Source organism: Methylocapsa aurea (assembly GCF_000746085.1).
Classification (GTDB): Bacteria; Pseudomonadota; Alphaproteobacteria; order Rhizobiales; family Beijerinckiaceae; genus Methylocapsa; species Methylocapsa aurea.
In genome coordinates this window covers 585972-612370 of record NZ_JQKO01000001.1, presented here as the reverse complement: position 1 = coordinate 612370, position 26399 = coordinate 585972, and the positions used below count along the sequence as shown (strand labels likewise).

The window sequence follows — 26399 nt, the reverse complement described above, 5'->3', positions numbered from 1 at the left end:
GTCGAGGCGCCTACAATCAGGATGAGCGCCGCCACTTGCTCGAAGCGTTCATAAAAACCAAGGCTCGGCCAAGCGCTGTTGTGAAGCTGAGATGATCGCGGTGCGGATCATCGCACCACGTCAGATTTCAAATCGCCGTCTTCCAAACATGCTCATGCAATCCGGCTCTTCATCGCATCGCTGTCTCGGCCAAGCGTCGCCAGGACCTTGGCGACGATGCCTTTGGCGTCGAGCCCGGCTTGGGCATAGAGCTTTTCCGGCTTGTCATGATCGAGAAAGATGTCGGGCAGCACCATCGAGCGGAATTTCAGCCCGCGCATGCCAGTCCCATCAAGCGCGCCCTCCTCGGCGAGCGCCTGCATCACGAATGAGCCAAACCCGCCAACCGACCCTTCCTCGATCGTGAGCAGCACTTCATGGTTGCCGGCCAAGCGCCGGATGAGATCGAGATCGAGCGGCTTGGCGAAGCGCGCATCGGCGACGGTGGTCGAAACGCCATAAGCGGCGAGATCCTCTGCGGCCCGCAAGACCTCGGCGAGGCGCGTCCCGAGCGACAGAATGGCGACTTTGCTGCCTTCGCGCAGGATGCGGCCGCGGCCGATCTCCAAAATCTGTCCCTCGGCCGGCATTTCAACGCCGACGCCTTCGCCGCGCGGGTAGCGCAAGGCGATCGGGCCTTCATCATAGGCCGCTGCGGTGGCAACCATATGCGTGAGCTCGGCCTCATCGGCCGCCGCCATCACGACCATATTGGGCAGGATTCCGAGGAAGGAGATATCGAAGGATCCGGCATGGGTGGCGCCATCCGCCCCGACGAGGCCGGCGCGGTCGATGGCGAATCTAACCGGCAGATTCTGGATCGCCACATCATGGACGATCTGATCATAGCCGCGCTGGAGAAACGTCGAATAGATCGCGCAGAACGGCTTATAGCCTTCGGTCGCGAGGCCGGCGGCGAAGGTCACGGCATGTTGTTCGGCGATTCCGACGTCGAAAACGCGTTCGGGAAACGACTTGTGAAAGATATCGAGCCCGGTGCCGCCCGGCATCGCGGCGGTGATCGCGACGATCTTGTCGTCAGTCTGGGCGGCCTTGACCAAGGCGTCGGCGAAAACATTGGTGTAGAGCGGCGCGTTCGGCTTGGGCTTCACCTGCTTGCCGGTGACGACGTCGAACATGTTGACGCCGTGATATTTGTCGCTCGAAGCCTCGGCCGGGGCGTAGCCCTTGCCCTTCTGGGTGACGACATGGACCAGGATCGGCCCCGTCTCCTTGAAATCGCGGACGTTTTTCAAGACCGGGAGCAAATGATCGAGATTATGTCCGTCGATTGGACCGACGTAATAAAAGCCAAGCTCCTCGAACATCGTGCCGCCGGCCCAAAAATTGCGCGCGAATTCCTCGGTCTTGCGCGCCCTGTCGTAGACAAATCGCGGCAAATGGCGGCCAAGCTGTTTCGCCGCCTCGCGAACCGAGCGATAGGTCCCGCCGGACACCAGCCGCGCCAGATAGGAAGAGAGCGCGCCGGCCGGGGGGGCGATCGACATTTCATTGTCGTTCAAAATGACGATCAAACGCGAATGCATCGCGCCGGCATTGTTCATCGCCTCATAGGCCATGCCCGCCGACATCGCGCCATCGCCGATCACGGCGACGACATTGGCCGGCTTGCCGGCCAGCGTATTCGCCACCGCCATGCCGAGGCCGGCAGAGATCGACGTCGAGGAATGCGCGGCGCCGAAAGGATCATATTCGCTCTCAGACCTTTTGGTGAAGCCGGAAAGCCCGCCGCCCCGGCGCAGGGTCCTGATGCGGTCGCGCCGGCCAGTGAGAATCTTATGCGGATAGGCCTGATGGCCGACGTCCCAGATCAAGCGGTCATTTGGCGTATCGAAAACGTAATGCAAGGCCACCGTGAGCTCGACAACGCCCAGGCCTGCGCCAAGATGTCCTCCTGTGACCGAAACCGCGCTGATCGTCTCGGTGCGCAGCTCATCGGCGACCTGCACAAGCTCCGCCTCGGTCAAACGCCGCAAGTCCGATGGCGCCGCAATCGTGTCGAGCAGGGGGGTGGTCGAAGAAGTCGTCACTGGCGCCTCATGCATGCAGGACCCGAACCGGGGTTGCCTTCCTAGAGCGATTCCCGATCAGATGGGATTCATGATCGAAATGGATTCGCCCTGATCCAAAGAGTTCGAGCGTGTTCTGATCGAAAAAGAGGGATCAGTTTTCGAAGAACACGCCTTGGTGTGAATCAAATTGCTTCAAGAGGGGAAGCCCAACCCTTTTCATCTTGCCGACATATCTGAAGGTAAATAACGAACAAAAATCAACGCTGCAACGCGAACCGTCGAGCAAAGCGCCGGCGCCGGCATTTAGCGCCAAGGCGCGACCTTTGGGTCACAGTCGACGAACGATCAGCCAAAGCCGTCGGAATGCGAGATGCGCCGACGCGCGCAAAGATCGGAAGCCGGCCGCGACCGTCAGCCGCCCTGTCGCAGCAGGACCGCGCGCTCCAAGCAGGACAAGGCCTTTTTGGACTTGAGTCATGCGTCGAATCAACTCGACAGAAAGTATGATTATCGCATTTCAACGACATCACGCTCTGGCAAGAACGGGCGTTTAGAAAACCGAAACAAAACCCAAGTAAGAGCTGAAGCCTAACGCGTCAAGCGCGCCTCTGCAAGAATGCCAGACGCCTCGCCAGCGATTCGATGAGGCGCGCCTCATATGGGAACTCGAGCAAGCCCCGCCACGGGCGCGATGAGGCTATTTGCACAATGAGGCTATTTGCACAATGATGCCGTCGCGAGCATCCCCGGCGCATTGGCTAGGAGCGTCTTCTCGGCGAACCTGCGCCCGCTTCGCCAAAAAAAGGCTCCGCGCTTGGAGCCGCGCTTCACAGAAGCCGCCAGACTTTTTTGCACAAGGGTCCGCTCTGACAATTTTAGTTCTGAGCGCGTTCTATCGAGCGACGAGTCCAGTCGCTCGGGCGGCGCTCCTGATGGAAGGAATTTGACGCATGGCATCTTCAAATAATGCCGCTCCGGTTTCGGGCGGCCCAAAAAGTTTGGGAACGGCGATCGAGCGTTTAAGGCATCGCTGGGGTTGGATCGTCGCCTTCGGCGTTCTTGGCGTAGCAATGGGGATCGCCGCCATCATCCTCGACGTCACGGCGACGATCGCGTCGGTTTATACCATTGCGATCTTCATGGTCATTGCCGGTGCGTCCGAGATCGCCTTGGGCATTAGCGCGAAAACCTGGGGCCGGTTCTTTCTTTGGATCATTTCTGGATTGCTGTATATAGTGGCTGCCTCCTTCGCGCTCGCCAATCCCTTGGTCGCGGCCGCGATCTTTACGCTAATGCTCGGCGCGGGGTTGATCGTCACGGGATTGGCGCGGATCTATTTTGGGACCCAGCTCGTCGCCGGCACGCGAAGCTCGGTTCTTTTCGGGGGCATCGTGACAGCGCTTGTCGGCCTTTTGATCGTTATTGGCTGGCCCGGCAATACGCCGTTCATCTTGGGAATTCTTCTCGGGATCGATCTTTTCTTCTGGGGCCTCGGCTGGATCAGTTTTGGCTTCCGCCTGCGCGATCATTCGTGATTTGCGCTTCCATCGGCTGACGGGCTGGCGCGAAGCAAGCGCGCCGCTCCTGACCGGGACCGTCCTTCTTGATTTGTTCGCGCGCCGGCAAATTGCGGCGGACCGATCGCATTTAGAGGACCAACATGGTCAAATGGGTCTATACTTTCGGTGATGGTCGGGCCGAAGGAGCGCGAGATCTGCGCGATCTGCTTGGAGGCAAGGGCGCCAATCTCGCCGAAATGGCGAATCTTGGCCTGCCGGTTCCTCCAGGCTTCACGATAACCACAGAGGTCTGCACTTTTTTCTATGAAAATGGAAAGAGCTATCCGCCGGAGCTAGGCTCGGAGGTGGAGGCCGCTCTCGATTATATTGGCGGGCTGACCGGACGGGTTTTCGGCGATCCGGAAAATCCGTTGCTTGTCTCTGTCCGTTCCGGCGCGCGCGCGTCGATGCCCGGAATGATGGACACCGTTTTGAACATTGGCCTCAACGACGTCACCGTCGAAGCCTTGGCGAAACGCTCGGGCGACGAACGTTTCGCCTATGATTCCTACCGCCGCTTCATCCAGATGTACTGCGACGTGGTGCTTGGCGTCGATCATCATCACTTTGAGGAAATGTTAGAGCATTATAAGGAAATCAAAGGGTTAACTCTAGATACCGAGCTCGCCGCCGAAGATTGGAAAAGGCTGATCATCGCGTTCAAGGCGAAGGTTCTGGAAGCCCGAGGCGAGCCCTTTCCCCAAGCGCCGCGTGAACAGCTTTGGGGGGCCATCGGCGCGGTTTTTGGGTCCTGGCAAAATCCGCGGGCGATCACCTATCGTCGCCTTCACGATATTCCTGCGAACTGGGGAACCGCGGTCACCGTTCAGGCGATGGTTTTCGGCAATATGGGCGAGACATCGGCGACCGGCGTCGCCTTCACGCGCAACCCCGCGACCGGCGCGAAGGAGCTTTTCGGCGAATTCCTTCTTAATGCTCAAGGCGAGGATGTGGTGGCGGGCATCAGAACGCCGCAGAATATCACCGAGGCGGCGCGCTTGGCCGCTGGGTCGGACAAGGCTTCGCTGGAAACCACGCTTCCGGGGGTCTTCGCTGAATTCGTGCGGACGGCAAATCTGCTCGAAAAGCATTATCGCGACATGCAGGACATGGAATTTACCGTCGAGAACGGCAAATTATGGATGCTGCAGACCCGCAATGGCAAGCGCACCACCAAGGCCGCGCTGCGCATCGCCGTCGATATGACCCAGGACGGCTTGATCAGCCGGGACGAGGCGATCGCCCGTATTGATCCGGCTTCGCTTGAGCAGCTCTTGCACCCAGCGATCGATCCTTACGCTGAGCGGAACGTGGTCGCCACCGGCTTGCCGGCTTCGCCGGGGGCGGCGAGCGGCGCGATCGTGTTCAGCGCCGATGAGGCCGAGCAGCTGAAAAGCGCCGGCCATAAGGTTATCTTGGTGCGCATTGAGACGAGCCCGGAGGATATCCACGGGATGCACGCGGCCGAGGGCATATTGACGACGCGAGGTGGGATGACTTCCCACGCGGCGGTCGTCGCCCGCGGCATGGGCAAGGCTTGCGTCTCCGGCGCAGGCGGCATCCGGATCGATTACGCCAAGGGGGTTATGACGGCCTCCGGCGTCGCCTTCAATAAAGGCGACATTCTAACGATCGATGGAACGACCGGGCAGGTGATCGAGGGCAGCGTTAAAATGCTGCAGCCGGAACTTTCGGGCGAATTCGCCACTCTCATGCAATGGGCGGATGGCGTTCGCCGGATGGGCGTTCGCGCCAATGCCGAGACCCCTCAGGACGCGCGCGTCGCGCGGAAGTTCGGCGCCGAAGGCATAGGGCTTTGCCGCACCGAGCATATGTTCTTCGAAGGCGACCGGATTATCGCCGTGCGCGAAATGATCCTCGCCGATGATGAAGCGGGCCGGCGTTCCGCGCTCGCCAAGCTGCTGCCGATCCAGCGGGGCGATTTCATCGAGCTTTTCGAGATCATGTTTGGTCTGCCGGTGACGATCCGCCTGTTGGATCCGCCGCTGCATGAATTCTTGCCGCATAGCCAAGCGGAAATCGACGAAGTGGCGCAGTCGATGGGCGTCTCGTCGGAAAAGCTATCGCGGCGCGCGGCGGCCTTGCGCGAGGTCAATCCGATGCTGGGTTTTCGCGGCAGCCGGATCGCGATCGCCTATCCAGAAATCATCGAAATGCAGGCGCGCGCCATTTTTGAAGCGGCGGTCGCGGTCAAGAAGATAACCGGCGAACTCGTGCAGCCGGAGGTCATGGCGCCGCTGATCATCGCCAAGGCCGAGTTCGATCTCATCAAGGCCAGGGTCGATGCTACGGCTAAAGCCGTCGCCATCGAGACCGGCGTCGTGATTCCCTATACTGTTGGAGCGATGATCGAAACGCCGCGCGCCAGCTTGCGCGCCGGCGAAATCGCCGAAACCGCCGAGTTTTTCTCCTTTGGAACCAATGATCTGACCCAGACCTGCATGGCGCTGTCGCGCGACGATGCAGGGTCTTTTCTCGGCCGCTACGTGGCTCGCGGCGTCTTTGCCGCCGATCCTTTCGTGACGATCGACCAAGAGGGCGTCGGCGAACTTGTCGAGATCGGCGTCTTGCGAAGCCGCAAGACGCGGCCGGACATCAAACTCGGAATCTGCGGCGAACATGGCGGCGACCCGGCTTCGATCGCCTTTTGCGAAAAGCTGGGCTTGAGCTATGTGTCCTGCTCGCCGTTTCGCGTGCCGATCGCAAGGCTGGCCGCGGCGCAAGCGGCTCTCCACCGCAAGCCCGAAAGTCAGGCGTGAGGTCGCCCAATGCGACGACGCGGGGAACGGCGGCCGCCGCCAGGATGACGATGAGCAACCGGCGCGGGGCGTCGGCGTGTGCTTGATCTCGCGGTGAACCTCCAGCGGTTCCGGGCGAGTTAATTTCACGAAGACATCGAAGGCGGGGATTGTTTCGAAAGCGCTATCGGCGCCGGATCCTGAAAAAATCAAACCATTGCCGTTGTGCAGCCTGGCCAATTGCCTTTCCGCGCAGATTGGAAGGCGCATTTTCCATTTGAGCGGAAACATTCTCCAGCCGGTGCGGCGCCTGATCGGAGTTGATGTTGAGACGATGAAATAATTCGACGCGCTCCTCACAGGCGACGAAATTTTCCAGCGTAAGGAAAGTCGGCAAGAAAGGAAAAAACCACAACAGCTTGTCTTTGTTCTGGGTATTCGGGTAGTCCAGCGGTGTCGGATACAAGGTTTGGGATGGCCGACGATGAACGCTTGTCGATTTGATATAAGACAACTCTAACAACCCCGAAACAGGGATGCCTGACACGATAGCGAGGCCATTCGGGCCGTCCCAATTGTTTGCGTGAACATGAAACAGCGTGAAAACTTCGTTAAGTTTTTAAAAGACGTCACAAAAATTTGCGCGAAAGACAGGATCGTCCAAACGATTCAACCCATGAACCTCCAGAACAATCTGCTCAAAACGACGCAAAATGTTATCTGGCACCGCCCTCAGCGCATCGAATTCGGCGCCCTCAACGTCCATTTTCAAGATTAAGTGATCTCCGCTGATTTTATGTCTGTCTAAATGATCTTCTATGCTAAACAAATTTTTCGCTATGTCCGTCTTTCCGGCAACGCCTTCTGAAAAGAAGTGCAGTCTCCTATCTTCTGCCTGTATTCCCTGAATTGTATGATCAAACATATAGACGTCATGCCCTTTTTTTGCAAACTCTATGTCAAATCGAAATTCTGCCCCAATCCCGTAGCTAATAATGGACTGCGCGGTGGAAATGTCATCAGCTAGGATATAGCCGCCGTCAGTATCTGGCCCTATTCGCACCTTTGATTTATCAATATCATAAGGTTTTAGCAAGGATAGAGCTTGAACTATAGTATTCATAACTAACAGATCTTTCTGCTTGGTTGCCTTCAGGGAGGAGTAGTTATGCGTTTTAGCATTGTGACGCCGGTGCTCAACGGCGAGAGATTTCTTGATCAAGCCATTCTAAGCGTGGTGAGCCAAGTAGGTCCTTTTTCAATCCGCTATCACGTTCAAGATGGTGGATCAAAGGATGCTACTTTGGAGATGCTGACGGCGTGGAAGACCCGCCTGGCGACGGATTTTCCTATCGGGTGCGACAGAATTGAGTTTTCTTTCGCTACTGCGCCTGATCAGGGCGTTTACGATGCGGTCAATCGCGGCTTTTCGGCCTGTGGCGATTCAGACATTATGGCGTGGATCAATTCCGACGATCGTTTCGAACCGGGCGCCTTCGTTACGGTCGCTGACATCTTCGACAAATACTTAGATTGTGACTGGGTGACCGGACGGCCGATGGTCATCGCTGAGGATGGCGCGATGTTTTCATATCCCACGCCGGTCACTCCATTCCCGCGACAAGCCATTGCCGCCGGTATTTTCGATGGCCGCACCGCGCGGTTCATTCAGCAGGAAGGCACATTTTGGCGAGCGGGATTGTGGAAAAAGGCAGGCGGCCTTGATGCGAATTTCCGGCTCGCGGGTGATTTCGATCTCTGGCGGCGCTTCGCCAAGCATAGCGATCTCGTAAGCGTTGACGCAGTCCTCGGCGGTTTCCGTATGCGGGTGGGACAGCTAAGCGCCAATAAGGCGGACTACTACGCGGAAATTGATGCGTCGCTCTCCCCAGAGCAGATGAAAACCCGCGCAAAGTCCGCAAGAAGATTCGCGAAGGCGGGTTTCAGCTACCAAGGCCTGACCCGCCGTTACGGGGAAGAGTGGCAGCGTCAGATTTCGACGATAGGCGCTTCGAGTTTTCTCGGCGCGATAACGCTCATGGTGGAAGATTGGTGTTCGGTCGTGATGAGTATGCTTCCGTAGAGAGAAGCCTCCTCGCCCGGCTCGAACAATTTGAATAGATAGGCTTCGATCACAGTCACTTGCATGGTCACTTTGACGCCTTACGAGCTGTCACAAATATATTCATGGTCAAAAGGCGATCGTGGAAATAACCGGTCTCAGCAGCCAGCCGAAGCACCGAGACGGCCCGGAAACAATACCAGAGAATCGCGCGAATGGCGCTCTTCAGGCCATGCGGGACCGGCGCTGCCTCCATCGCTCGAATGTCCTGAAAACCGAGCGGAATAAGAATCTGTTCGAGGGATGACCTGGTATGAGGCCTCTCATGGGTGAGATCGCCCCAGACGATGACGCCGCAATAGGGCGAATCGCCGTTGGGAACAAAGATCAGCAGACGGCCGCCGGGCTTCAGCGTGCGGTGGATCTCGCGGCAAATCTCCAGCAATTCCGGGCGGGTCAATTTCGCCAGGACATCGAAGGCCGTGATCGCGTCGAAAGCATTGTCGGCGCAGGACTTTAAGAAGTCCAAGCCATTGGCGCAATGCAGCTTGGCCGATGTGCGGAGGGAGGCTCTTTCCAGCAACTCGCTGGAAAAATCGACGCCGGCGAGATTGCTGTAACCGAGCTCCTGCGCCACGGAAAGAAGCAGTCCGTCGCCGCAGCCGAAGTCGAGGAGGGAAGACTTTTTGTCGGCAGGCAATGACTTGCGAAGAAAAGTCTCGATCTGCAGCCAGCGTCCGGCGCCTCCCCTGGGCGCCTTTTTCGCAAAGACCGGATTGGTTTGAACATAGGAACGATAGATGAATTGCTTGAATGCATCGAGACTTGCCGTATCGGGTGCTTCAGCGGACATGGAATGGCCCCTCCTTCAAAATAGCGCGCGATCGGCGATCGCGGACCCGTTTGTTCGATTGCCGGCTGCGCTCCACGCGGCGGAGGCTGGGCTCAGGATCTTGCCGCCGGAACTGCCTCGGCCAGGGGCGGCGGTTGCGGCTCATCGCGCGGCAGGAGCGAGAGGCGCTTGATAAGCGCGCGATCCTGGAGGATCGCCATCCGCTCTTTGGGCTGCAGCCAGGATAGCGCTTCATCGAGGGTCCAGGCTTCGCCCAGCTTGGCTTCGGCAAGCGCCCATTCGGCCGAAATATTGCCGTTTCTACGGGCTGGTCCCGGCGGCAGCCAAGCCATGTGCAACGCCCAAAATTGAGGGTCGGCATGGATGGCGCGGAGCCCCTGCGCGCTTTCGGCTTCCTTGTCGGCGAGTTCCTGCGCCAAGAGATTGGCGCGCGCGACGACGGGAGGCTTCGCCTGCTCCTCCGGGGTCACCAGGAGGCCGATGCGGCGCAGGGCTAGCCCCACCGAGAGAAGTCCTGTCGCCCATGACAGGAAGATCGCTAGAAGCAGGCCAAGGATGGTTGGCGACATCCAGGCAACCAGCGAGGGCGAAATCGAAAGCCCGGCGACGAGCATCACAATTCCCATGGCGACATGCGAGCGGTGGCGCCGGATGATGGCGCTAAAAGGGATCGACCCATCATCGCGCCGCTGCGGGTCCCAGCCGGTGTCGAATCCGAAAATAAAATGCATGACATGACCGGACTGGATCAGCATCATTGTCGGGGCCAGCAATGCCGACATGATGATCTCGAAAAAAGTCGAGACGACGAGCCGGAACGCGCCGCCGCCGCCGCGCCGGGTTTGGCCTTGCACCAGAGCGAGCGCCAGGCCGAAGATCTTGGGCAGCAGCAAGATGGTCATGGTGAGGCCGAAAAGCGAGAGCGATCTCGCCGCATCGAACCGAGGCCAGGCCGGAAACAAGGTGAATTCGCTCGTGAAATATTCCGGTCGGATGTAGCTCGCCTGCAGGACCAGCGCGATGCCGACGATGAGTTGCAGCATCCAGAGAGGCGAGGCCACATAGGCCATGATGCCGGTCACGAAATGTTGCCGCGACGCCAGATGCAGACCTTTCGCCGGCAGGATTCGCATATGCTGCAGGTTGCCCTGGCACCAGCGCCGGTCGCGCGCGGAAAGGTCGATGAGCGAGGGCGGACTCTCCTCGAAACTGCCGCCGAGGGTCGGCAGCATATAGACGGCGTAGCCGGCGCGAAGGATCAACGCCGCCTCGACGAAATCATGGCTGAGAATATGGCCTCCCAAAGGCGGCCGACCGCGCAACACCGGCAGGCCGCAATGCGCCGCGAAGGCTTTGGTTCGAAGGATCGCGTTATGGCCCCAGTAATTGCCCTCGCGCCCCATCCAGACCGAAACGCCGGCGGCGATCACCGGCCCATAGATGCGGGCCGCGAACTGCTGGACCCTGGCGAAAAGCGTGTTGCGGTTGATGATGAGCGGCAGGGTCTGAATGATGCCGGCGTCCGGGTCGGCCTCCATCGCCGCCGCCAGGGTGACGATCGCATGGGCGGTCATGAGGCTGTCGGCGTCGAGCACCACCATATGCGCGTAATGGCCGCCCCAACGGGTGACGAAATCCTCGATATTGCCGGCCTTGCGGTTGGTGTTCTTCGGCCGGTGCCGGTAAAAGACGCGGTTCCCGCCCCCGAGCCTTTGCCTAAGGGCGATGAATGCCTGTTCTTCGGCGACGAAAACTTCGGGGTCGGTCGTGTCCGACAGAAAAAACCAGTCGAACGACGGGTTCAACCCGGTCGCCTCGACATCTTCATACATTGCCTGGAGCGCGCCGAATATGCGGGCGGGCGCTTCGTTGTAAATTGGCATGACGATGGCCGTGCGCTCGCGCAGCGAAGCCGGCGGCGCGGGCGGCTTCGGGGCGAGGAACAAGAGCCAGATGAGACCGGCGATCGCGCTCGTGAAGGCGAGCGCGATCCAGGAGAAATTGATGACGAAAAGGATCAGCAGCGCCCATTCGAGCGGCGTGACGCCGCCGACCGCGACGACTTCATACATTTCGCGCGCGCCATAGGCGGTGAGGGCGAGCCCGCCGCCGAACACGACGAGGCGCGCCAGCCAGGCGCCCAGATCCGGCCGGCGGGGAAGGCTTTGGCGCCGGTCGCCGCGGGAGAAGCGCATGAGGCTCTGCGTCGGCATCGCGAGCGGCGCCTCGGGCGGCATGCAGGCGGAAGGTTCGCAAGCGCTGAAATCCGCGCTCTTGAGCTCGGCGTTGCGCCCATGCAACGGGGCGTCGGCCATTTCCCGCGGCTGTGAATGGGTCAGGGCGTCCATCGATAAATCCAGGTCTCGCTGATCGGCTTGCCCGCGGCCTCGATCACGAGGCGCAATTCGGAGGAGGAGTCGCCGCCAAAATCGAGTTCGAACAAGACCCGGTAGGAGGTCTTGTCGGCGGACAGAAACGTTCGAATGAGGGTGATCGATCCTGGCGTTGCGCTTAAGTTCGGCTTCATGTCTCCGGCATTTTGCGGCAGGCTGAGAATATCTCCGGTAAATTCGACGATGAAACGGCGGCGTTTTGGTGACGAGCCGCGCCCCGAGCGCGACTGCGCGGCGATCGCCAGGGAAGGGCGCTCCGGCGGGCTCCAGCACCAGAACTGCCGATAGGCGAAGCCGGTCTCGCTTCCAGCGGCGAGCGGCTGGCGCGGTTGCCAATAGGCGATGATATTGTCGTTGACTTCCGATTCGGAGGGAATTTCGACGAGCTGAACGCCGCCAAATGACCAATCGCCGATCGGTTCGATCCAGAGCGAGGGGCGCGACTCCCAGTGCTGGTCGTCATCCTGATAATGATCGAAATTGCGGTCGCGCTGAAGAAAGCCGAAACCGCGCGGGTTTTCATCGACGAAGGTCGAGATCTGCAATGTGTCCCGGTTTGAGACCGGGCGCCAAAGCCACTCGCCTTTGCCGGTCAGCATCTGCAGGCCGGCAACTTCGCTGACGCTTGGACGCAGGTCGCCGGAGCGGCGCTTGTCGTCTATCGCGCCGGAGAGATGAGTCGCGCTCATCGTGGCGAGCCCGAAACTATCGACCGCGACCCTGGCGAACAAGGTGCATTCGGCGTCGATGATCGTCGCCTCGCCCGGCCGTAGCGTGAAGCGATAGGCGCCGGTCACGCTTTCCGAATCGATGAGAGCGTGGACGACGAGCGTGTTGGCGGCGAGTGTCGGGCGCTCGATCCAGACGGCGCGAAAGGCGGGAAATTCTTCGCCGCGCGGATCGGCCGTCTTGAGCGAAAGCGCGCGCGCCATGGGACCGAGATTTTGCCCGCGCGCCACGGCGCGAAAAAAACTCGCGCCCTGAAATGCGGCGAGTTCATAAAAGACGCCGTTTTCTTGCGGCGACAGCACGCGAAAGCCAGAAAATCCGATGTCGCCGATATTTGGCGGCGGCGAAAGCTTGCCGAAGTCGAAAAGCGCCGATTCATAAAGGAGCCGGCGCGTTTGCCCCTCCGCCACCAGATTGATTTGCATCGGCACCGAAAAGATGAATCCGCGATGCAGCGGTTCGAGCGCGAAGCCGACATTTTCGGACGCCCAGATTGCTGCGCCGGGACGATGGCTGATGCCGACATATTGCTCGTAGGTAAGGTTTCTGAACGCCTCAGGAATATCGGCCGCGACGGGTTTGAAGGGCTGCTTCGACAGGGCTCGGGCCGCGTCGGCGACCATGCCTGGATCGAATCGAGCCGGCTCGCTCAAGGGAAAACCTTGTTCGGGCGCAGTTGGCGCAGGCGCGGTCGGAGCGGGGATGTTTGGCGTCGGAAGCCCAGGCGAAGCGCTTTGCGCCGAAGAAGGGCCAGCGCTTGCGTCCGGCAAACCAACGCCGCGACCCAGGGCGATGCCGCCAAGGGCGAGTTTCAAGACCTCCCTGCGTTGGACCATGAACCCGACTGTCCGGCGTCTGTCGCGCCGCTGCTGAAAGGAAACCGCTGAGGGACTCTATAGCGCATAATGCGGCGGCGATAAGATGTCTTCCGAGCCTTTTCGTCGAGTCTTTTTCGCCAAGTCTTTCTTGAGGCCTTTATGGCCGCGCAGTCTCGCGCGGCCAGCTTTTTCGCCGCAGTTATGCGAGCGAAAGCAGAGCAGGGTCCGCGAAACGCGCGGGGCCTAAAAATGCCATGCGCCGCGAACGGCGCCGGCCGGGGAGAGCATGATCGGTTCAATCTGAAGCGATCACGCTCCGAGCGCGGCTCTATCCCACGAGCCGCGCGGTGACCATGCAATAGAGCATCGGCACCGATAGGACGAAGTTGGTCCGCGAGGTCAGCATCGCGGTGCGCGCCGCCTTGGCCTTGGCCTCGTCATCGACAAGAATCAAGCCGAGCGCCTTCTGCTGATTTGGCCAGATGATGAACCAAACATTATAGGCCATGATCAGGCCAAGCAGCGCGCCGGTTAAGATCGTCAGATTAATGACCGCCGTGCCGCTGATAAAGACGATCAGTCCCGTGGCCACCGTTGCGGCCGCCGACCAGCGGAACCAGAAGAGCGCTTCCGGGGCGATATATTTGCCGATGCCGGGCTTCAGTTCGGCCGGAATTTTGGGCATGGTCGGAATCTGCACGAGATTGAAATAATAGAGTAGTCCGATCCAGGTGATGCCGGACACGACATGCAGGAAGGTAAAGAACGGCCCCCAATACCCTTCTCCCAGGTCCCCATGATGATAGAGCACCAGCAGCACGACGGCGAAACCGGCGCCGAGCGCCAGCGCGCCATTAAGGGTTTCAATAGTCTTGAAAAACCTCTCGATTGTCTTGGAAAATTTGGCGATTAATTCATCCATAGCAAGCTCCTCCTCCCAGGAAACCAGAACGGTAACGGTGCAAATACGGCGCCGATAGGTAAATTATTCGGTAAGAATAAAGCGTTTGCTTTCGATTGGCGAGAGCGGGCTTGGTCTGCGCGAGCATGCGCTCTCTTCTCGTCGCGCCCATGCGAGAAGGCTTGGCGGCTATGGACCGCCGCACCCGCGTCCGATAGCGCATTGAGCCTAGAGCGCTTTCAGTTTCGGCGGAAAAGCAGCTCTAGGTCTTTGTTTTGTCGCATTTTCTTAACGCGAGCCGGCATCCGCTTCGCTCAAAAATGCTCTAAGTCAGAACCGTTGGAAGGCTTTTTCCAGGCGGTCGAGGAAGGCTCCGGCGCGCGCCTCGGTCATGCAATCCATGCCGTGCAAGGTCAGCATCCTGAAGCTGGCCTTGCGATTGACGCATGCCTTCACGCCTCGCGTGAGCAGACGGCGGACCGGGTCGTTCATGTAAAGCCGAACGATCCACCAGGGCGCGCCGGTCGAACTTACCGCCCACAGCGCGTTGATGTGCGTCAACCGGGCGATCAGGGCGCCGCCCGGCGCGAAGTCGAAGGCGACGCCGGGGACGAACACGCGATCGAAGAAACCTTTCAGGATCGCCGGCATATCGAACCACCATTGCGGAAAGATGAATATGAGCTTGTCGGCCCGTCTGAGTCGGGCGACATAGTCGGCGACCGCGCCGCAGTCATAGGGAGAGGTAAAATAGCCTGCGCGCTCGGCGGCGGTGAGGCGCGGGTCGAAATGATCAGCGTAAAGATCGATCAGATCGACGTCCATGCCGCGCCGCTCGAGGGTCGCTCGGATTCGCGCCGCCGCGGTTTTGGCGAAGCCGTTTTCGAGAGGATGGGCGACGACCAGCAGCACGCGCATTTGTCGAGTCCCTCATTTCCCAGCATAGACCTTTGCGCAATGGGCCTTCGCCGAATGCGCCTTCGCGCCATGTGGGTCAAGTTTTCGGAGTCTCGCTCGGCGCTTCTTCCACCAGATATAGACCCCGGTGACCGACAGCATGACGATCGCCAGTCCAAGCCCGCAGACGAAGATCCGCCAGGGCAGGCCGAACACATTGGCCATGTGAAGGGCGTATAGCCAAGAGGTGATTGTGTTGCCGGCATATTGGCCGGTCGGCAGCAGAAGCAGGCGCATCGCGCCGGCATCGGCGTCGAAATAGAGGTCGGTGCGGCCGCGCTGGTCCTGAATGTCGCTGCTGCTCCGCACCGTATAGGTGTAGAGGCCTTTGCCTGAGTCGAAGGCGAGGGCGATTGGCCGCTCCACGGTAAATCCGTGTTTGGCCGCCTGCTCCGCCATTAATCGTTCGCCTGTGGCCTGGGCCTCGCGCCATCCAAGGCGCGGCGCCTCCAAGGGCTTCGGCAGATCGCTGAGCTCGGTCCAGGGCGCGCGATAGTCGAATGCGGCGCGGGTCGTCCAGGTATAGACGGTATCCCAGAGATTCATGTAGACGCTGGACCAGGCGAAGACCAGCAGCGCCGCCCATAGCCACAAGCCGCCGGCCCGGTGCAGATCGAAGTTGACGCGAAAAGCGCCCCCTCGCCATTTGACCCGCCAAGCCGGCTTCCAGCGGCGCCAGAATTCTTGCGCGCCGGTTTGATCGCCCTCCAAGAACCCGCCGCGCGCGCAAGAAATGCGCGGCAGCGTGAGATAGAATCCGACGAAACAATCCAGCGTCCAGACCAGTGCGACGATGCCCAATATCCAAAGGCCGGTCACGCCCAGCGCCAATTGGAAATGCAATTTATAGATAAAGGGCATGAGATTGACCCAGCCCTCCGAAATATCGGCCCAGTTGCGTCGGCCGAGCTCTTCCCCTGTCGCCGGATCGAGGAACAACTGGTTGAAGCCAAGCTCGTAGGGTTCTCCCGTCGCCGGATCGGTCCGCCCAATCATCGACAGGCCCGCCTGGTCTGGTTCGGCGAAGGAGACGCTTCGCACCCGCGCCTTGGGGAACATAGCTTCGGCGCGCTCGGCGAGCGCCGCGGCGTCGAGCGGCGCCGAGCCTGGTCCTGGCGCGGCGTAAAGCTGCGGGCTGATCAGCCGCTCCAACTCGCTGTTGAACGCAAGCAGGCTGCCGGTCAAGCCGACGATAACGAGAAACAAGGTCATGGCGAGCCCGGCCCAGCGATGCAGCCAGACAAAGAGGCGGCGCGCCATGGCTAGAACTCGACGCGCAGCGAAGCGCTCACGCTGCGCGGCGCGCCGGGAAAGACCCCGAACCTTCCGAAATTGTTGAAGAAGACATCGTTGCTGTCATAGTATCGCGCATTCGCGATGTTCTTCACATTGATTTGCGCCGACCAGCGCGCGCCGCCCGCTGTGAACTGATATCTGGCGAAGCCGTCGAGGCGGGCGTAAGCGGGCAGGATGAAGGTGTTTTCGTCATCCCCCCAGCGGTTGCTTGCGGCGTAGACGCCTCCGCCCGCGCGCCATCCGTGCAAGAGACTGTCGGTTGGAAATTCATAGGCGAGGAACAGGCTGCCGGAATCCGGCGCGTAGCTGTTGAGGGAATTTCCAAGCAGGCTATCTACGCCGGGCAAGTCGCTGATCACTTTGGCGTTGATATGGGCATAGCTGGCGATGACGCTGAGCTCATTGGTGAGCTTGCCAAGCACATCCAATTCGATCCCCTGGCTACGGACCACGCCAATGCCGCGGCCATCGAATGGGCTCAAGGTGTTTTGATTTGGCGTGAAGAAATTGCTTTTGGTGATGTTGAAAAAGGCCAAGGTCGCGGTCAGCCGCCGATCCAGCAATTCGGCCTTGACGCCGCCTTCCCATCCGGTCGCGATTTCCGGAGCCAGGGGGACGCCCGCGCCGCTGACGCCATTGTTGGCGCCGAAGGACTTCGTGTAGCTGCCATAAAAGCCAAGCCAGGGAACAGGTTGAAACACTACGCCGGCGCGCGGGCTGAAGGCCTGATTGTGGACGATAGGGTTTATGCCGAAATTTGAATAGGCTTCGCCAAACGTGGCCAGGCCGGTAAAATTATTGGAGTTTCCAGAGCGCACGTCCGCGAAATCATAACGTCCTCCCAACAGGACATGGATGTTGTCCGAGATCGTAATGGCGTCCTGCGCGTAAATGCCGAGATCCTTTTGCGCGTTGGCGGAAAAGGATCGAAAGCTGTCGGCTGTCCCGTCCCACACCTTGTTGCCGATGTTGTAAAAGGCCGCGGTTGGCACGGTTCCATAAATCGGATTATAGATGTTGATCGGGTAGAGTCCGTCAGCTCCAATAACATAATTATAATAGCTGTAGAAATAGTCGGCGCCAATTAGGACGTCGTTCCTGGCGCCAAGGACATAAAATTTGCCGGTCAGGTCGAGGTTTGTAGAATAGTTCGTGCCGGTCAATTTCTGATAGGTGAGATTGCGAACGAAACTATCGGTGATCGGGTCGGGGCTGCTGAATGGATCGGCGGTCATATCCGCTTTTGTGAGCGTGGCGCGGGCGGCGAGGAAGCGATTGGTGATCTTCCAGTCGTTGTTGATCTCATGTTTGAGATCATAGGCGATCAGCGAACTGCGAACCGTGTCCGGCGGCTGATTTGGCTCCTCGAAGGAGCGGTAGACAGGAATGTTCGCCGGATAATAGGGGGGAAAGAGGCCGACGGCGGGCTGGCCGACATTGCTTTGCGCGTTCTGGTGAACATATTCGGCTTCGACGGTCAGGGTTGTCGCGGGGTCGATTTTCCAGGTGAAGGAAGGCGCCAGGAAGACGTTCTGGTTCGTTATGAAATCGACGAATTCGCCATTATTCAGATAGCTGCCTGCAAACCGATAGCTCACCGCGTTGTCGGCAAGGCCCGGGATCTGCGCCGGACCGGTGAGATCCCACACCGTGCGCCATAGGTTGAACGAACCAAATTCCTGCGTGAAGCTGTAGTAAGGGACGTCCTGGGGTTTTTTGGTCACGCGGTTGATCACCCCGCCGGGGTCGGCGCGGCCGAAGAGGAAGGAGGCTGGACCTTTCAGCACCTCGATCGCCTGCAGGTTGGCCGTGCCGTATCCTTGCGCAATTGCGTTGCCGACCAAGAGGCCATTGCGGAACACATTGGTGGTGGTGAAGCCGCGAATATTATAGGCATAGCCCTCGAGATTATTGCTGTTCGAGCGCACGCCGCTGACGTTTTGGACCGCCTCCTGGATGGTGATGGCGTTTTGATCGACGATGACCTGTTCCGGCACGGTCTGAAGCGAGATCGGAAGGTCGAAAATCGGCACATCGATCTTGGCGGCGCTGGCGACGGGCGGCGCGCTATAGCCGGCGGCGGCGCCGGCATTTCCCGCGCCCTCGCCGCCGCTCCCGGCGCCCCCCGCCCCGCTATTGCCTGGGGCGGTCACGTCGACGGTGGGCAAGGCGACACCGCCTTGGCTGTCGGCTTGCTGCGCCAAGGCGGTGGAGGAAAGGGCGGCCATCAGGGCTGCGGCTGCAAGTGATTCGGATTTGAACGGCGACATAGCGTCATCTTTCGAATTGGACCGACGCGGCAAAGGGCGCGCGATTGGCCCGCGAGATGAAAAAGGGAAAGTTCGAGGGCCTCGCATCGGCGCTCGCAGCGGAGGCGATTCAGCTCGTCCGCCATAGGGGCGGGATGCTGGCCGGCCGCAACTGGCGACAAGAGGCCTTCAACTGGAGACCATGCTGTTTCTCGTTACGAGAAACGCTCAGAGCGTCGCGGGAGGCGCGCGCGGGGACCGGTTGCTTGGCAAGCCCCGGTTCATCGGCGGGGGCGGCGCCGGCCGCGCGAGAAGACTTAGGTCCTGGCTTGATCTTTCAGGCGGCGGCGCGATGATTGGGACGATCGCGGGATGGTCAGATGCGGCGGTCTGCTGACCCAGCGCGCAGAGGATGCAGCAATGCGATGAGTGCGCCGGCGCATCGCCGGGCGCCTCGCTCCCCGCGCCGCCGTCCGCTATGGCCGCCGCGGCGCAGATAAGATTGGTGAAGGCAGCGCCGTGGTCGCGACCAAGCGAGGCGCCAGCGCCCTGAGCGAAACTGCCCAGGAGGCTATTGAAGGCGAGAAAATAGGCAAGCGCGATCGGAAATATCGAACGAAGCAAGAGTGCCGATTTCGATGCCTGTCGCCGCATGATGAACAATCCAATAATGTTGGCATTATATATCCGCGCGATAGCCTCCTTCAAAGCTCCCGTCTGGCGCGCGCCGCCGTATTTCAGATAGATGTTGCAAAAATACACAGCGTTCAGCGCTGTCCGCGCCGCTATTCGTGCCGCAGCGCATCGATCGGATTGAGCGACGCCGCGCGTCGCGCGGGGACATAGCCGAAGGCCACGCCGACCCCAACCGAAGCCGCAAGGGCGAGCGCCACGCTCTGCGGCCCGACGATAAAGGGCCAGCCGGCCGCAGCGGCCGTGGCATAGGCGCCCGCTGCGCCGAGCGCCAAGCCGGCGATTCCTGCGGCAAGGCAAAGCGCGACCGCCTCGGTGAGGAATTGCGCGAGTATGTCGCGCTTGCGCGCGCCGACCGCCATGCGCAGGCCAATCTCGCTAGTGCGCTCGGTCACCGACACCAGCATGATATTCATGATCCCGACGCCGCCGACGAGGAGCGAAATCGCCGCCGTCGCGCCGAGCAGCAAGCTCAAGGTGCCATGCGTCGCGTTCATGAGTTCGACAAATTGGGTCGGGTCGAACACATCGAATCTGTCCTGCTCGCCGTCGCGAATATGCTTGCGTTCGCGCAGCAAGGCCAAAATGGCCTCCTTGACGGCCGCCCGGTCCGCGCCGGCGAGGACTTTCATATCGATCAGATTGAGCTGGCGCGGCGCAATTTTTTCCTTTTGCGGCAAGCGCGAACGCGCCGTCGTGATCGGCACGAAGACATGGTTGTCCTGATTTTGTCCGCCAACGAATCCAAGCGTTGAGCGCACGCCGATGACTCGCATGGGCACGCCGCCCATGCGCACGATCTGATCCACCGGCTGCGCGCCGCCGAACAGCTTTTCCGCCACCGTCGCGCCGAGCACGATGACCTTGGCCGCCGAGCGGACGTCGCGCTCGTCGAGAAATCGGCCTTCGGACGTCTTTACATTGAAAACGTCGGCATAAGAGGCGTCAACGCCCCAATATTCAGGAGTCCAGCTGGCGTTTCCTGCGACGATCGTGACATTTCCGTCGACTTCCCTCGTAATATGCACAATTTCCGGCACACGCTCGGCTATGGCCTTCGCGTCGTCGTCGGTCAGGAGCACGACAGGGCCCCGTTGACCCGTATTCTCCATCTTGACAGGGGCGATAATGAGGGTGTCGGAACCCAATGCATTGATCTGCTGCTCGATCTTCCTGTTGGCGCCGCCGCCCGCGGCGCTCAGGACGATGATGCCGGCGACCCCGATGATGACGCCAATGGCGGTAAGGCCGCTGCGCAACGCATTGAGGCGCAGGGCTGTGATCGCTTCGCGAAGACAGGCGCCAAGCGTCATGGCTCGCCGCCCGCCGCAAGCGCCAGATTGTCTTGCCGATTGTCTTGCTGAATGTCCTGCCGGCAATCGCTGATGAGCTTTCCGTCGCGAAACTGCAGCAGACGTTCTGCGTAACCCGCGATATCGGGCTCATGGGTGATGACGATCACGGTCAGCCCTTTTGCATGAAGCGTGCTGAACAGGCGCATGATCTCATGCGAGGTATGGGTGTCGAGCGCGCCGGTCGGCTCGTCGGCGAGAATGATGTTTGGATTGTTGATGAGGGCGCGCGCGATTGCGACGCGCTGCTGCTGGCCGCCCGAAAGCTGGGCGGGCGTATGGCCCAGCCGCGCGCCAAGGCCCACTTCCTCCAGCTTGGCCTTTGCGCGCGTGGCCCCGTCCGAAACCTTCGACTGCGAATAATTCAGCGGCAGCAGGACATTCTCGAGGGCGGTCATGCGCCGCAGCAGATTGAACTGCTGGAAGACAAAGCCGATGTCGCGGTTGCGCAAGCGGGCCAGTTCATCGCCCGACATGCGCGCGATCGCCGCGCCGTCGATGGTGAGGTCTCCAGAGGTCGGCTTGTCGAGCGCGCCGAGGAGATTCGCCAGGGTCGACTTGCCTGAACCCGAGGCTCCCATGATGGCGATGAACTCGCCGCGCCTGACGTTGAAGGTCACGCCGCGCAGCGCCTGCACCTTCTCAACGCCGATGTCATAAATTTTGGTCAGGCCGACGCATTCTATGATCGGCCGCTCGATCGAGCCGGCCCCGCTCGCGGTCATGGCCGGCGCTGCCCCGCGCTCTTGGCGCGGATCGCGACGGGCTCGCCCTCCGCCACCTCGCCATCGACAATTTCGCTTACGCCGTCGCCCTTGAGCCCCAGCCGCACGGGCCGACGCTGAAGCTTGCCATCCTCATCTGGCGTTGGCGTGAAAACGCGATCCCCCTGACCCTCTTCCAGGTCGACTTCTTGGCCGACCGCCGAAGCTGGCGGGCGGAATCGCAGCGCTTCATTATGCGCATAAAGCGCGTCCTCGCGTCGCGCGCTGACGATCCTTACGGTGGCGGTCATATCGGGGAAGAGACGCTGATCGGGATTTTGCGCCCGAATGATCACTGTATAGGTAATGACCCCTGCCGTTTTCGTTGCGGCGAGCCGGACCTGATCGACGACGCCCTCGAATGTCTCATCGGGATAGGCCTCGACGGTGAAAGTGACCGGGGCGCCGGGGCGGACCGGGCCGATATCGGCCTCGTCCACTTGCGCAAAAATCAGGATTTGCGAGAGATCTTGAGCGATCTGGAACAGGATCGGGGTCTGATATTGCGCGGCGACCGTCTGGCCCGGTTGAAACCGGCGGTCGATGACGACGCCGTTGATCGGCGAGCGGATGAGCGTATGGCCAAGATCGATCTCCGCCTGGGCAAGATCGGCCTCGCGCAGGGAGATGGTGGCCTTCGCCGATTCGAGCTGGGCGTGCGCAATGGCGAGATCGCTTTTTCCGAGCCCGGTTTGGGTCTCCGCCTGCTCGCGTTGCAGCGCCGACGAGATTCCCCTCGGGGCAAGCGCGTCGTGGCGGACAAGATCGCGTTTGTTCTGCGCGAGCTGAGTCGCCGCTTTCGTCACTGCGGCCTCCTTCTCGCCGATGTCCGCCCGGGCAATGGCCAGATTGGCGGCGGCCGAGGCGACCTTGGCCTCATAAGGCGCGCGATCGATGACCGCGAGAAGATCGCCCTCTTTGACCGGATCGTTGAAATCGACTTTCATCTCCGCAATCATTCCCGAGAGCTGCGATCCGACCTCGACCGTGACCAGCGCCTTCACCGAGCCGGTCGCGGAAATGCTGCGCTCGACAAGGCCGCGGCCGATGAGCCTGGTCTCAAAGGCGGGCGTCGCCGCCTCGCTCCGCTGGCTCCACGCGCGCCACGCGGCAAGGAGCGCCGCGACCGAGGCCAGAGCCAGCGCGAGCCACAGCGCGAACCTCCGCATCCCGCGCCAGCTTGCGCCAAGGCGAGGCGGGATGCGGGAAGGGTCCTGTACGGTCATTTCAGATTCGTCCTCGTAGACCATCCAGGAGCGCGTCGGACAGAGTCCCGATGGGGAACTCCTCTGACCAAAAAGCGCGCAGCGCAAGAAACCAAAGCGGCGGAGCATGTCCCGATCAAGAAAGGCGCGCAACTTTTTCAAGGACATGCTTTAACGACGACTTATACCGTCTCGCATATAACGTTTTGCGACAGCCAAACCCGCCAAGATGCGAGGCGCCCCTTGAATTACCCTTATGCCATGCGCCGGTCGAATCCGCGATGCAGAGCGGTGCGCCCGCCTCAGCGTCCGGTCGCGCCACGGCCCTTCGTTCGCTCCTGTCGAACCGGCCAGCTTGTGTTTTCTCGCCCTTTGCGATTGTTTGGGGCGGCATCCCCGCGCGCCCGGTGGGTCTAAAATTCTATCCTGTTGAAGCGGAACATAAAAAGCCAATGCGCCTTTCCCGTTATTTCCTGCCGATTCTGCGCGAGACGCCAAAAGAGGCCGAAATCGTCTCGCACCGCCTGATGCTGCGCGCCGGCATGATCCGGCAGGAGGCCGCCGGAATTTACGCCTGGCTGCCGCTGGGCCTGCGCGTCTTGCAAAAGGTCGGGCAGATCGTTCGCGAGGAGATGGACCGGGCGGGGGCGATCGAACTCTTGATGCCGACCTTGCAATTGGCGGATCTCTGGCGCGAATCCGGCCGCTACGAGGCCTATGGTCCAGAAATGCTGCGGATCAAGGACCGGCACGAGCGCGAACTTCTCTACGGGCCGACCAACGAGGATATGATCACCGAAATTTTTCGCGCCTCGGTGCGCTCCTATCGCGATCTGCCCAAAATTCTCTACCATATTCAATGGAAGTTCCGCGACGAGCAGAGGCCGCGCTTCGGGGTCATGCGCGGCCGCGAATTCCTGATGAAGGACGCCTATTCCTTCGATGTCGACGAGGCCTCGGCGCGGCTCTCCTATCGCCGGATGTTCGTTTCCTATCTGCGGATTTTCGCTCGGATGGGCTTGCGGGCGATTCCGATGCGGGCGGAAACCGGGCCGATCGGCGGCGATCTCAGCCATGAATTCATCATCCTGGCGCAAACCGGCGAGTCGGCGGTGTTTTGCCATTCCGATTTCCTGCAACTGCCCATTCCAGGCGCGGACACCGATTACGACGGCGACCTGTCGCCGATCATCGAGGAATGGACGCGCCTTTATGCCGCCACCGAGGACGTGCATGACAAAGCGCGTTTCGAGGCCGAGACGCCCGAGGACAAGCGCATCCACACGCGGGGCATCGAAGTGGGCCAGGTGTTCTATTTCGGCGATAAATATTCCAAGCCGATGCAGTCCCTGATCGCTGGGCCGGACGGGGTCGAGCGGCCATTCCAGGGGGGCTCCTATGGCGTTGGCGTATCGCGTCTCGTCGGCGCCTTGATCGAGGCCAATCATGATGAGAACGGAATCATCTGGCCTGAGTCGGTGGCGCCCTTCAAGATCGGCATCGCCAATCTCAAGGTCGGCGACGGCCCGACCGACACCGCTTGCCTTGAAATTTACCGCGCCTTGGAGACGGCTGGGGTCGAGGCGCTCTATGACGACACCGATGAGCGGCCGGGAGCGAAATTCGCCAAGCTCGATTTGATCGGCCTGCCATATCAGATCATCGTCGGTCCCAAGGGTCTCGCGGAAGGCAAGGTCGAGCTGAAGTCGCGGGCGACGGGCGCGCGGCAAATGCTTTCGCCCGCCGAGGCGATCGCGCATTTTTCGGCCGCATGATGGCAAGCTCATCCGGCGGCACGCGCCCTTTCGCGCTTTTCGAATGGATGATCGCTCTGCGCTATCTGCGGGCGCGGCGCTCTGAGGGATTCGTCTCGGTCATCGCCGGCTTCTCCTTTTTAGGGATTACCCTCGGGGTCGCGACCCTCATCGTGGTCATGTCGGTGATGAATGGCTTTCACAAAGAGCTTCTGGACAAGATCGTCGGCATCAATGGCCATATTTTCCTCCAGGCCGCCGATTCGCCCCTGACCGACTACGACGAAGTCGTGCGCGAGGTGGGGGCCATTCCGGAGGTCCAATTGACCATCCCGATGATCGAGGCCCCGGCGGCGGCGTCGACGACCAATATGGCCTTCGCGCTGGTGCGCGGCGTCAGGGAGGCCGACATCAAGCGGTTGCCGGGCATCGCCGGGAATGTGAAGCAAGGCACGCTTGAGGGCTTCGACGCCGCGGGCGGAGTCGCGATCGGGCAAAGGCTCGCCGAAAATCTCGGTCTGCGGGTCGGCGACAAGATCAAGATCCTGATCGCCAATGGCGCGCAGACGCCCTTTGGCGTCACGCCGCGCAGCAAGGTCTATCCGGTCTCGGCCATTTTTCAGATCGGGATGGCGGAATTCGACAATCTTTTCGTATATCTGCCCTTGCCGGAGGCGCAGGCCTTTTTCAGCAAGGATAGCGAGGCGAGCGTTGTCGAAATCTTCCTGCGCAACCCGGAGGAACTCGACGTGGTTCGCGGCAAGATCGACGCGGCGGTGATGCGGCCAATGATCATGACCGACTGGCGCGAGCGCAACAAGACATTCTTCGATGCGCTGAATGTCGAGCGCAACGTCATGTTCATCATCCTGACGCTGATCGTGCTGGTCGCGGCGTTGAATGTCGTGTCCGGCCTTATCATGCTGGTCAAGGACAAAGGCCATGACATCGCAGTTCTGCGCACCATGGGCGCGACGCGCGGCGCAATCTTGCGGATCTTCCTGATCACCGGCGCTTCGATCGGCGTCGCTGGAACCTTCGCCGGTTTTCTCCTCGGTCTCCTCGTCGCGAGCAATGTCGAGGCGGTTCGCCAGATTCTGAACCGGCTCCTGCACGCCAATATCTTTCCGGCCGAACTCTATTTTCTGTCGCGTCTGCCCTCGGTGGTCGATCCGCGCGATGTCCTGACCGTCGTGGCGATGACTCTCGCGCTTTCGGTGCTGGCGACGATCTATCCCTCCTGGCGGGCGGCGAAGCTCGATCCGGTTGAAGCTCTGCGTTACGAATAGCCATGTCAGCACCGGCGCTCTATCTTGAAAAGATCCAACGCAGCTACAAGCAGGCGGGCGCGCCGCTTGACATTTTGCGCGGCGCCGATTTTTGCCTCTGGGCTGGCCAATCCGTCGCGCTCGTCGCGCCGTCTGGCGCCGGCAAGTCGACGCTTCTCCATGTCGCCGGCCTCCTCGAAAGGCCCGACGCCGGGGAGGTCTATCTCGCCGGCCTTCCCACGATGCACATGGCCGACGATGCGCGCACCGCGATCCGGCGCGGCGAGATTGGTTTCGTGTACCAATTCCATCATCTGCTGCCGGAGTTTTCAGCGCTTGAAAACATCATGCTGCCGCAGATGATCGCCGGCTATTCGCGCCGGGAGGCCAAGGACCGCGCGATGCAATTGTTGGACTATCTCGGATTATCCGCGCGCGCAAAGCACCGGCCGGCGGAGCTCTCGGGGGGCGAACAGCAGCGCGTCGCCATCGCGCGGGCGGTCGCCAACGGTCCGGGCCTGCTGCTCGCCGATGAGCCGACCGGCAATCTCGATCCGAAGACCGCCAATCATGTTTTCGAAGCCCTCGACGCCATCGTCAGGGCGACGGGGCTTGCGACCTTGATCGCGACCCATAATATGGAGCTTGCCGGGCGCATGGACCGCCGCGTAACCCTGCGCGACGGTCTCTTGGTGGAGCTGGACTAAAGTTTCAA

20 protein-coding genes are annotated in these 26399 nt (G+C 60.6%); 6 read left to right on the top strand and 14 right to left on the bottom strand.

Features of this window, described 5'->3' with window-relative positions:
- Positions 1–152 precede the first annotated feature (152 nt).
- On the bottom strand, positions 153–2105 hold the full coding sequence (dxs, locus tag DL86_RS02835) for a 1-deoxy-D-xylulose-5-phosphate synthase (RefSeq protein ID WP_036257752.1): 1953 nt from the start codon (positions 2103–2105) through the stop codon (positions 153–155).
- 917 nt (positions 2106–3022) lie between these two features.
- On the opposite strand from dxs, the gene DL86_RS02830 reads away from it, so the two are divergent.
- A complete protein-coding gene (locus DL86_RS02830; protein ID WP_036257749.1) occupies positions 3023–3607 on the top strand; it encodes an HdeD family acid-resistance protein in 585 nt (194 codons plus the stop codon).
- Between the two features lie 125 nt (positions 3608–3732).
- A complete protein-coding gene (gene ppdK / locus DL86_RS02825; protein ID WP_036257747.1) occupies positions 3733–6411 on the top strand; it encodes a pyruvate, phosphate dikinase in 2679 nt (892 codons plus the stop codon).
- A gap of 163 nt (positions 6412–6574) precedes the next feature.
- On the opposite strand, the gene DL86_RS02820 is transcribed toward ppdK, so the two are convergent.
- A complete protein-coding gene (locus tag DL86_RS02820) occupies positions 6575–6937 on the bottom strand; it encodes a hypothetical protein (protein ID WP_156964428.1) in 363 nt (120 codons plus the stop codon).
- Between the two features lie 72 nt (positions 6938–7009).
- Complete coding sequence (locus DL86_RS02815) at positions 7010–7513, bottom strand: FkbM family methyltransferase (RefSeq protein ID WP_036257741.1); 504 nt, start codon at positions 7511–7513, stop codon at positions 7010–7012.
- A gap of 45 nt (positions 7514–7558) precedes the next feature.
- On the opposite strand from DL86_RS02815, the gene DL86_RS02810 reads away from it, so the two are divergent.
- Positions 7559–8473, top strand: a complete 915-nt coding sequence (locus DL86_RS02810; protein ID WP_084572641.1) for a glycosyltransferase — start codon at positions 7559–7561, stop codon at positions 8471–8473.
- Between the two features lie 67 nt (positions 8474–8540).
- Here the strand turns inward: DL86_RS02810 and DL86_RS18530 are convergent, their stop codons facing one another.
- From DL86_RS18530 to DL86_RS02755, 11 genes are all read right to left on the bottom strand, one after another.
- Positions 8541–9305, bottom strand: coding sequence for a class I SAM-dependent methyltransferase (locus DL86_RS18530; protein ID WP_051952506.1), 765 nt, complete (start codon positions 9303–9305; stop codon positions 8541–8543).
- Positions 9306–9397: 92 nt separating this feature from the next.
- Positions 9398–11653: a glucans biosynthesis glucosyltransferase MdoH gene (gene mdoH, locus DL86_RS02800; protein ID WP_084572640.1), complete on the bottom strand. Its 2256-nt coding sequence runs from the start codon at positions 11651–11653 to the stop codon at positions 9398–9400.
- The gene (locus DL86_RS02795; protein ID WP_036257737.1) at positions 11641–13263 is read right to left on the bottom strand and encodes an OpgD/OpgG family glucan biosynthesis protein; all 1623 of its coding nucleotides are present in this window, start codon (positions 13261–13263) and stop codon (positions 11641–11643) included. Before DL86_RS02795 ends, mdoH begins: the two co-directional genes overlap by 13 nt.
- A gap of 310 nt (positions 13264–13573) precedes the next feature.
- Entirely contained in the window at positions 13574–14167 is a 594-nt protein-coding gene (locus DL86_RS02790; RefSeq protein ID WP_084572639.1) for a urate hydroxylase PuuD, read from the bottom strand.
- A gap of 309 nt (positions 14168–14476) precedes the next feature.
- Positions 14477–15064, bottom strand: a complete 588-nt coding sequence (locus tag DL86_RS02785; protein ID WP_036257735.1) for an NAD(P)H-dependent oxidoreductase — start codon at positions 15062–15064, stop codon at positions 14477–14479.
- 12 nt (positions 15065–15076) lie between these two features.
- Positions 15077–16363: a PepSY-associated TM helix domain-containing protein gene (locus DL86_RS02780; RefSeq protein ID WP_051952505.1), complete on the bottom strand. Its 1287-nt coding sequence runs from the start codon at positions 16361–16363 to the stop codon at positions 15077–15079.
- A 2-nt stretch (positions 16364–16365) separates the two neighbouring features.
- Positions 16366–18669 (bottom strand): TonB-dependent siderophore receptor, encoded by a 2304-nt coding sequence (locus tag DL86_RS02775; RefSeq protein WP_156964427.1) that lies wholly within the window; start codon positions 18667–18669, stop codon positions 16366–16368.
- A 207-nt stretch (positions 18670–18876) separates the two neighbouring features.
- Complete coding sequence (locus DL86_RS02770; protein WP_156964426.1) at positions 18877–19302, bottom strand: hypothetical protein; 426 nt, start codon at positions 19300–19302, stop codon at positions 18877–18879.
- A 131-nt stretch (positions 19303–19433) separates the two neighbouring features.
- The gene (locus tag DL86_RS02765; RefSeq protein WP_036257731.1) at positions 19434–20654 is read right to left on the bottom strand and encodes an ABC transporter permease; all 1221 of its coding nucleotides are present in this window, start codon (positions 20652–20654) and stop codon (positions 19434–19436) included.
- Complete coding sequence (locus DL86_RS02760) at positions 20651–21418, bottom strand: ABC transporter ATP-binding protein (protein ID WP_084572637.1); 768 nt, start codon at positions 21416–21418, stop codon at positions 20651–20653. Before DL86_RS02760 ends, DL86_RS02765 begins: the two co-directional genes overlap by 4 nt.
- Complete coding sequence (locus DL86_RS02755) at positions 21415–22683, bottom strand: efflux RND transporter periplasmic adaptor subunit (protein WP_162180384.1); 1269 nt, start codon at positions 22681–22683, stop codon at positions 21415–21417. Before DL86_RS02755 ends, DL86_RS02760 begins: the two co-directional genes overlap by 4 nt.
- A 431-nt stretch (positions 22684–23114) precedes the next feature.
- Between DL86_RS02755 and proS the strand changes: the two genes are divergently transcribed.
- The 3 genes from proS to DL86_RS02740 are packed head-to-tail and all read left to right on the top strand — an operon-like array spanning position 23115 to position 26391.
- Positions 23115–24437 carry a proline--tRNA ligase gene (gene proS / locus DL86_RS02750; protein WP_036258131.1) on the top strand — a complete coding sequence of 441 codons (1323 nt, stop codon included), beginning with the start codon at positions 23115–23117 and terminating at the stop codon, positions 24435–24437.
- Complete coding sequence (locus DL86_RS02745; RefSeq protein ID WP_036257728.1) at positions 24434–25705, top strand: lipoprotein-releasing ABC transporter permease subunit; 1272 nt, start codon at positions 24434–24436, stop codon at positions 25703–25705. Before proS ends, DL86_RS02745 begins: the two co-directional genes overlap by 4 nt.
- Positions 25706–25707: 2 nt before the next feature.
- A complete protein-coding gene (locus tag DL86_RS02740) occupies positions 25708–26391 on the top strand; it encodes an ABC transporter ATP-binding protein (RefSeq protein ID WP_036257726.1) in 684 nt (227 codons plus the stop codon).
- Positions 26392–26399: the final 8 nt, after the last annotated feature.

Bases quoted from the DNA above. Each gene is read 5' to 3' on its own strand.
- dxs (WP_036257752.1), bottom strand. From the start codon at position 2,105: ATGCATGAGGCGCCAGTGACGACTTCTTCGACCACCCCCCTGCTCGAC.
- DL86_RS02830 (WP_036257749.1), top strand. From the start codon at position 3,023: ATGGCATCTTCAAATAATGCCGCTCCGGTTTCGGGCGGCCCAAAAAGT.
- ppdK (WP_036257747.1), top strand. From the start codon at position 3,733: ATGGTCAAATGGGTCTATACTTTCGGTGATGGTCGGGCCGAAGGAGCG.
- DL86_RS02815 (WP_036257741.1), bottom strand. From the start codon at position 7,513: ATGAATACTATAGTTCAAGCTCTATCCTTGCTAAAACCTTATGATATT.
- DL86_RS02810 (WP_084572641.1), top strand. From the start codon at position 7,559: ATGCGTTTTAGCATTGTGACGCCGGTGCTCAACGGCGAGAGATTTCTT.
- DL86_RS18530 (WP_051952506.1), bottom strand. From the start codon at position 9,305: ATGTCCGCTGAAGCACCCGATACGGCAAGTCTCGATGCATTCAAGCAA.
- mdoH (WP_084572640.1), bottom strand. From the start codon at position 11,653: ATGGACGCCCTGACCCATTCACAGCCGCGGGAAATGGCCGACGCCCCG.
- DL86_RS02795 (WP_036257737.1), bottom strand. From the start codon at position 13,263: ATGGTCCAACGCAGGGAGGTCTTGAAACTCGCCCTTGGCGGCATCGCC.
- DL86_RS02790 (WP_084572639.1), bottom strand. From the start codon at position 14,167: ATGGATGAATTAATCGCCAAATTTTCCAAGACAATCGAGAGGTTTTTC.
- DL86_RS02785 (WP_036257735.1), bottom strand. From the start codon at position 15,064: ATGCGCGTGCTGCTGGTCGTCGCCCATCCTCTCGAAAACGGCTTCGCC.
- DL86_RS02780 (WP_051952505.1), bottom strand. From the start codon at position 16,363: ATGGCGCGCCGCCTCTTTGTCTGGCTGCATCGCTGGGCCGGGCTCGCC.
- DL86_RS02775 (WP_156964427.1), bottom strand. From the start codon at position 18,669: ATGTCGCCGTTCAAATCCGAATCACTTGCAGCCGCAGCCCTGATGGCC.
- DL86_RS02770 (WP_156964426.1), bottom strand. From the start codon at position 19,302: ATGCGGCGACAGGCATCGAAATCGGCACTCTTGCTTCGTTCGATATTT.
- DL86_RS02765 (WP_036257731.1), bottom strand. From the start codon at position 20,654: ATGACGCTTGGCGCCTGTCTTCGCGAAGCGATCACAGCCCTGCGCCTC.
- DL86_RS02760 (WP_084572637.1), bottom strand. From the start codon at position 21,418: ATGACCGCGAGCGGGGCCGGCTCGATCGAGCGGCCGATCATAGAATGC.
- DL86_RS02755 (WP_162180384.1), bottom strand. From the start codon at position 22,683: ATGACCGTACAGGACCCTTCCCGCATCCCGCCTCGCCTTGGCGCAAGC.
- proS (WP_036258131.1), top strand. From the start codon at position 23,115: ATGCGCCTTTCCCGTTATTTCCTGCCGATTCTGCGCGAGACGCCAAAA.
- DL86_RS02745 (WP_036257728.1), top strand. From the start codon at position 24,434: ATGATGGCAAGCTCATCCGGCGGCACGCGCCCTTTCGCGCTTTTCGAA.
- DL86_RS02740 (WP_036257726.1), top strand. From the start codon at position 25,708: ATGTCAGCACCGGCGCTCTATCTTGAAAAGATCCAACGCAGCTACAAG.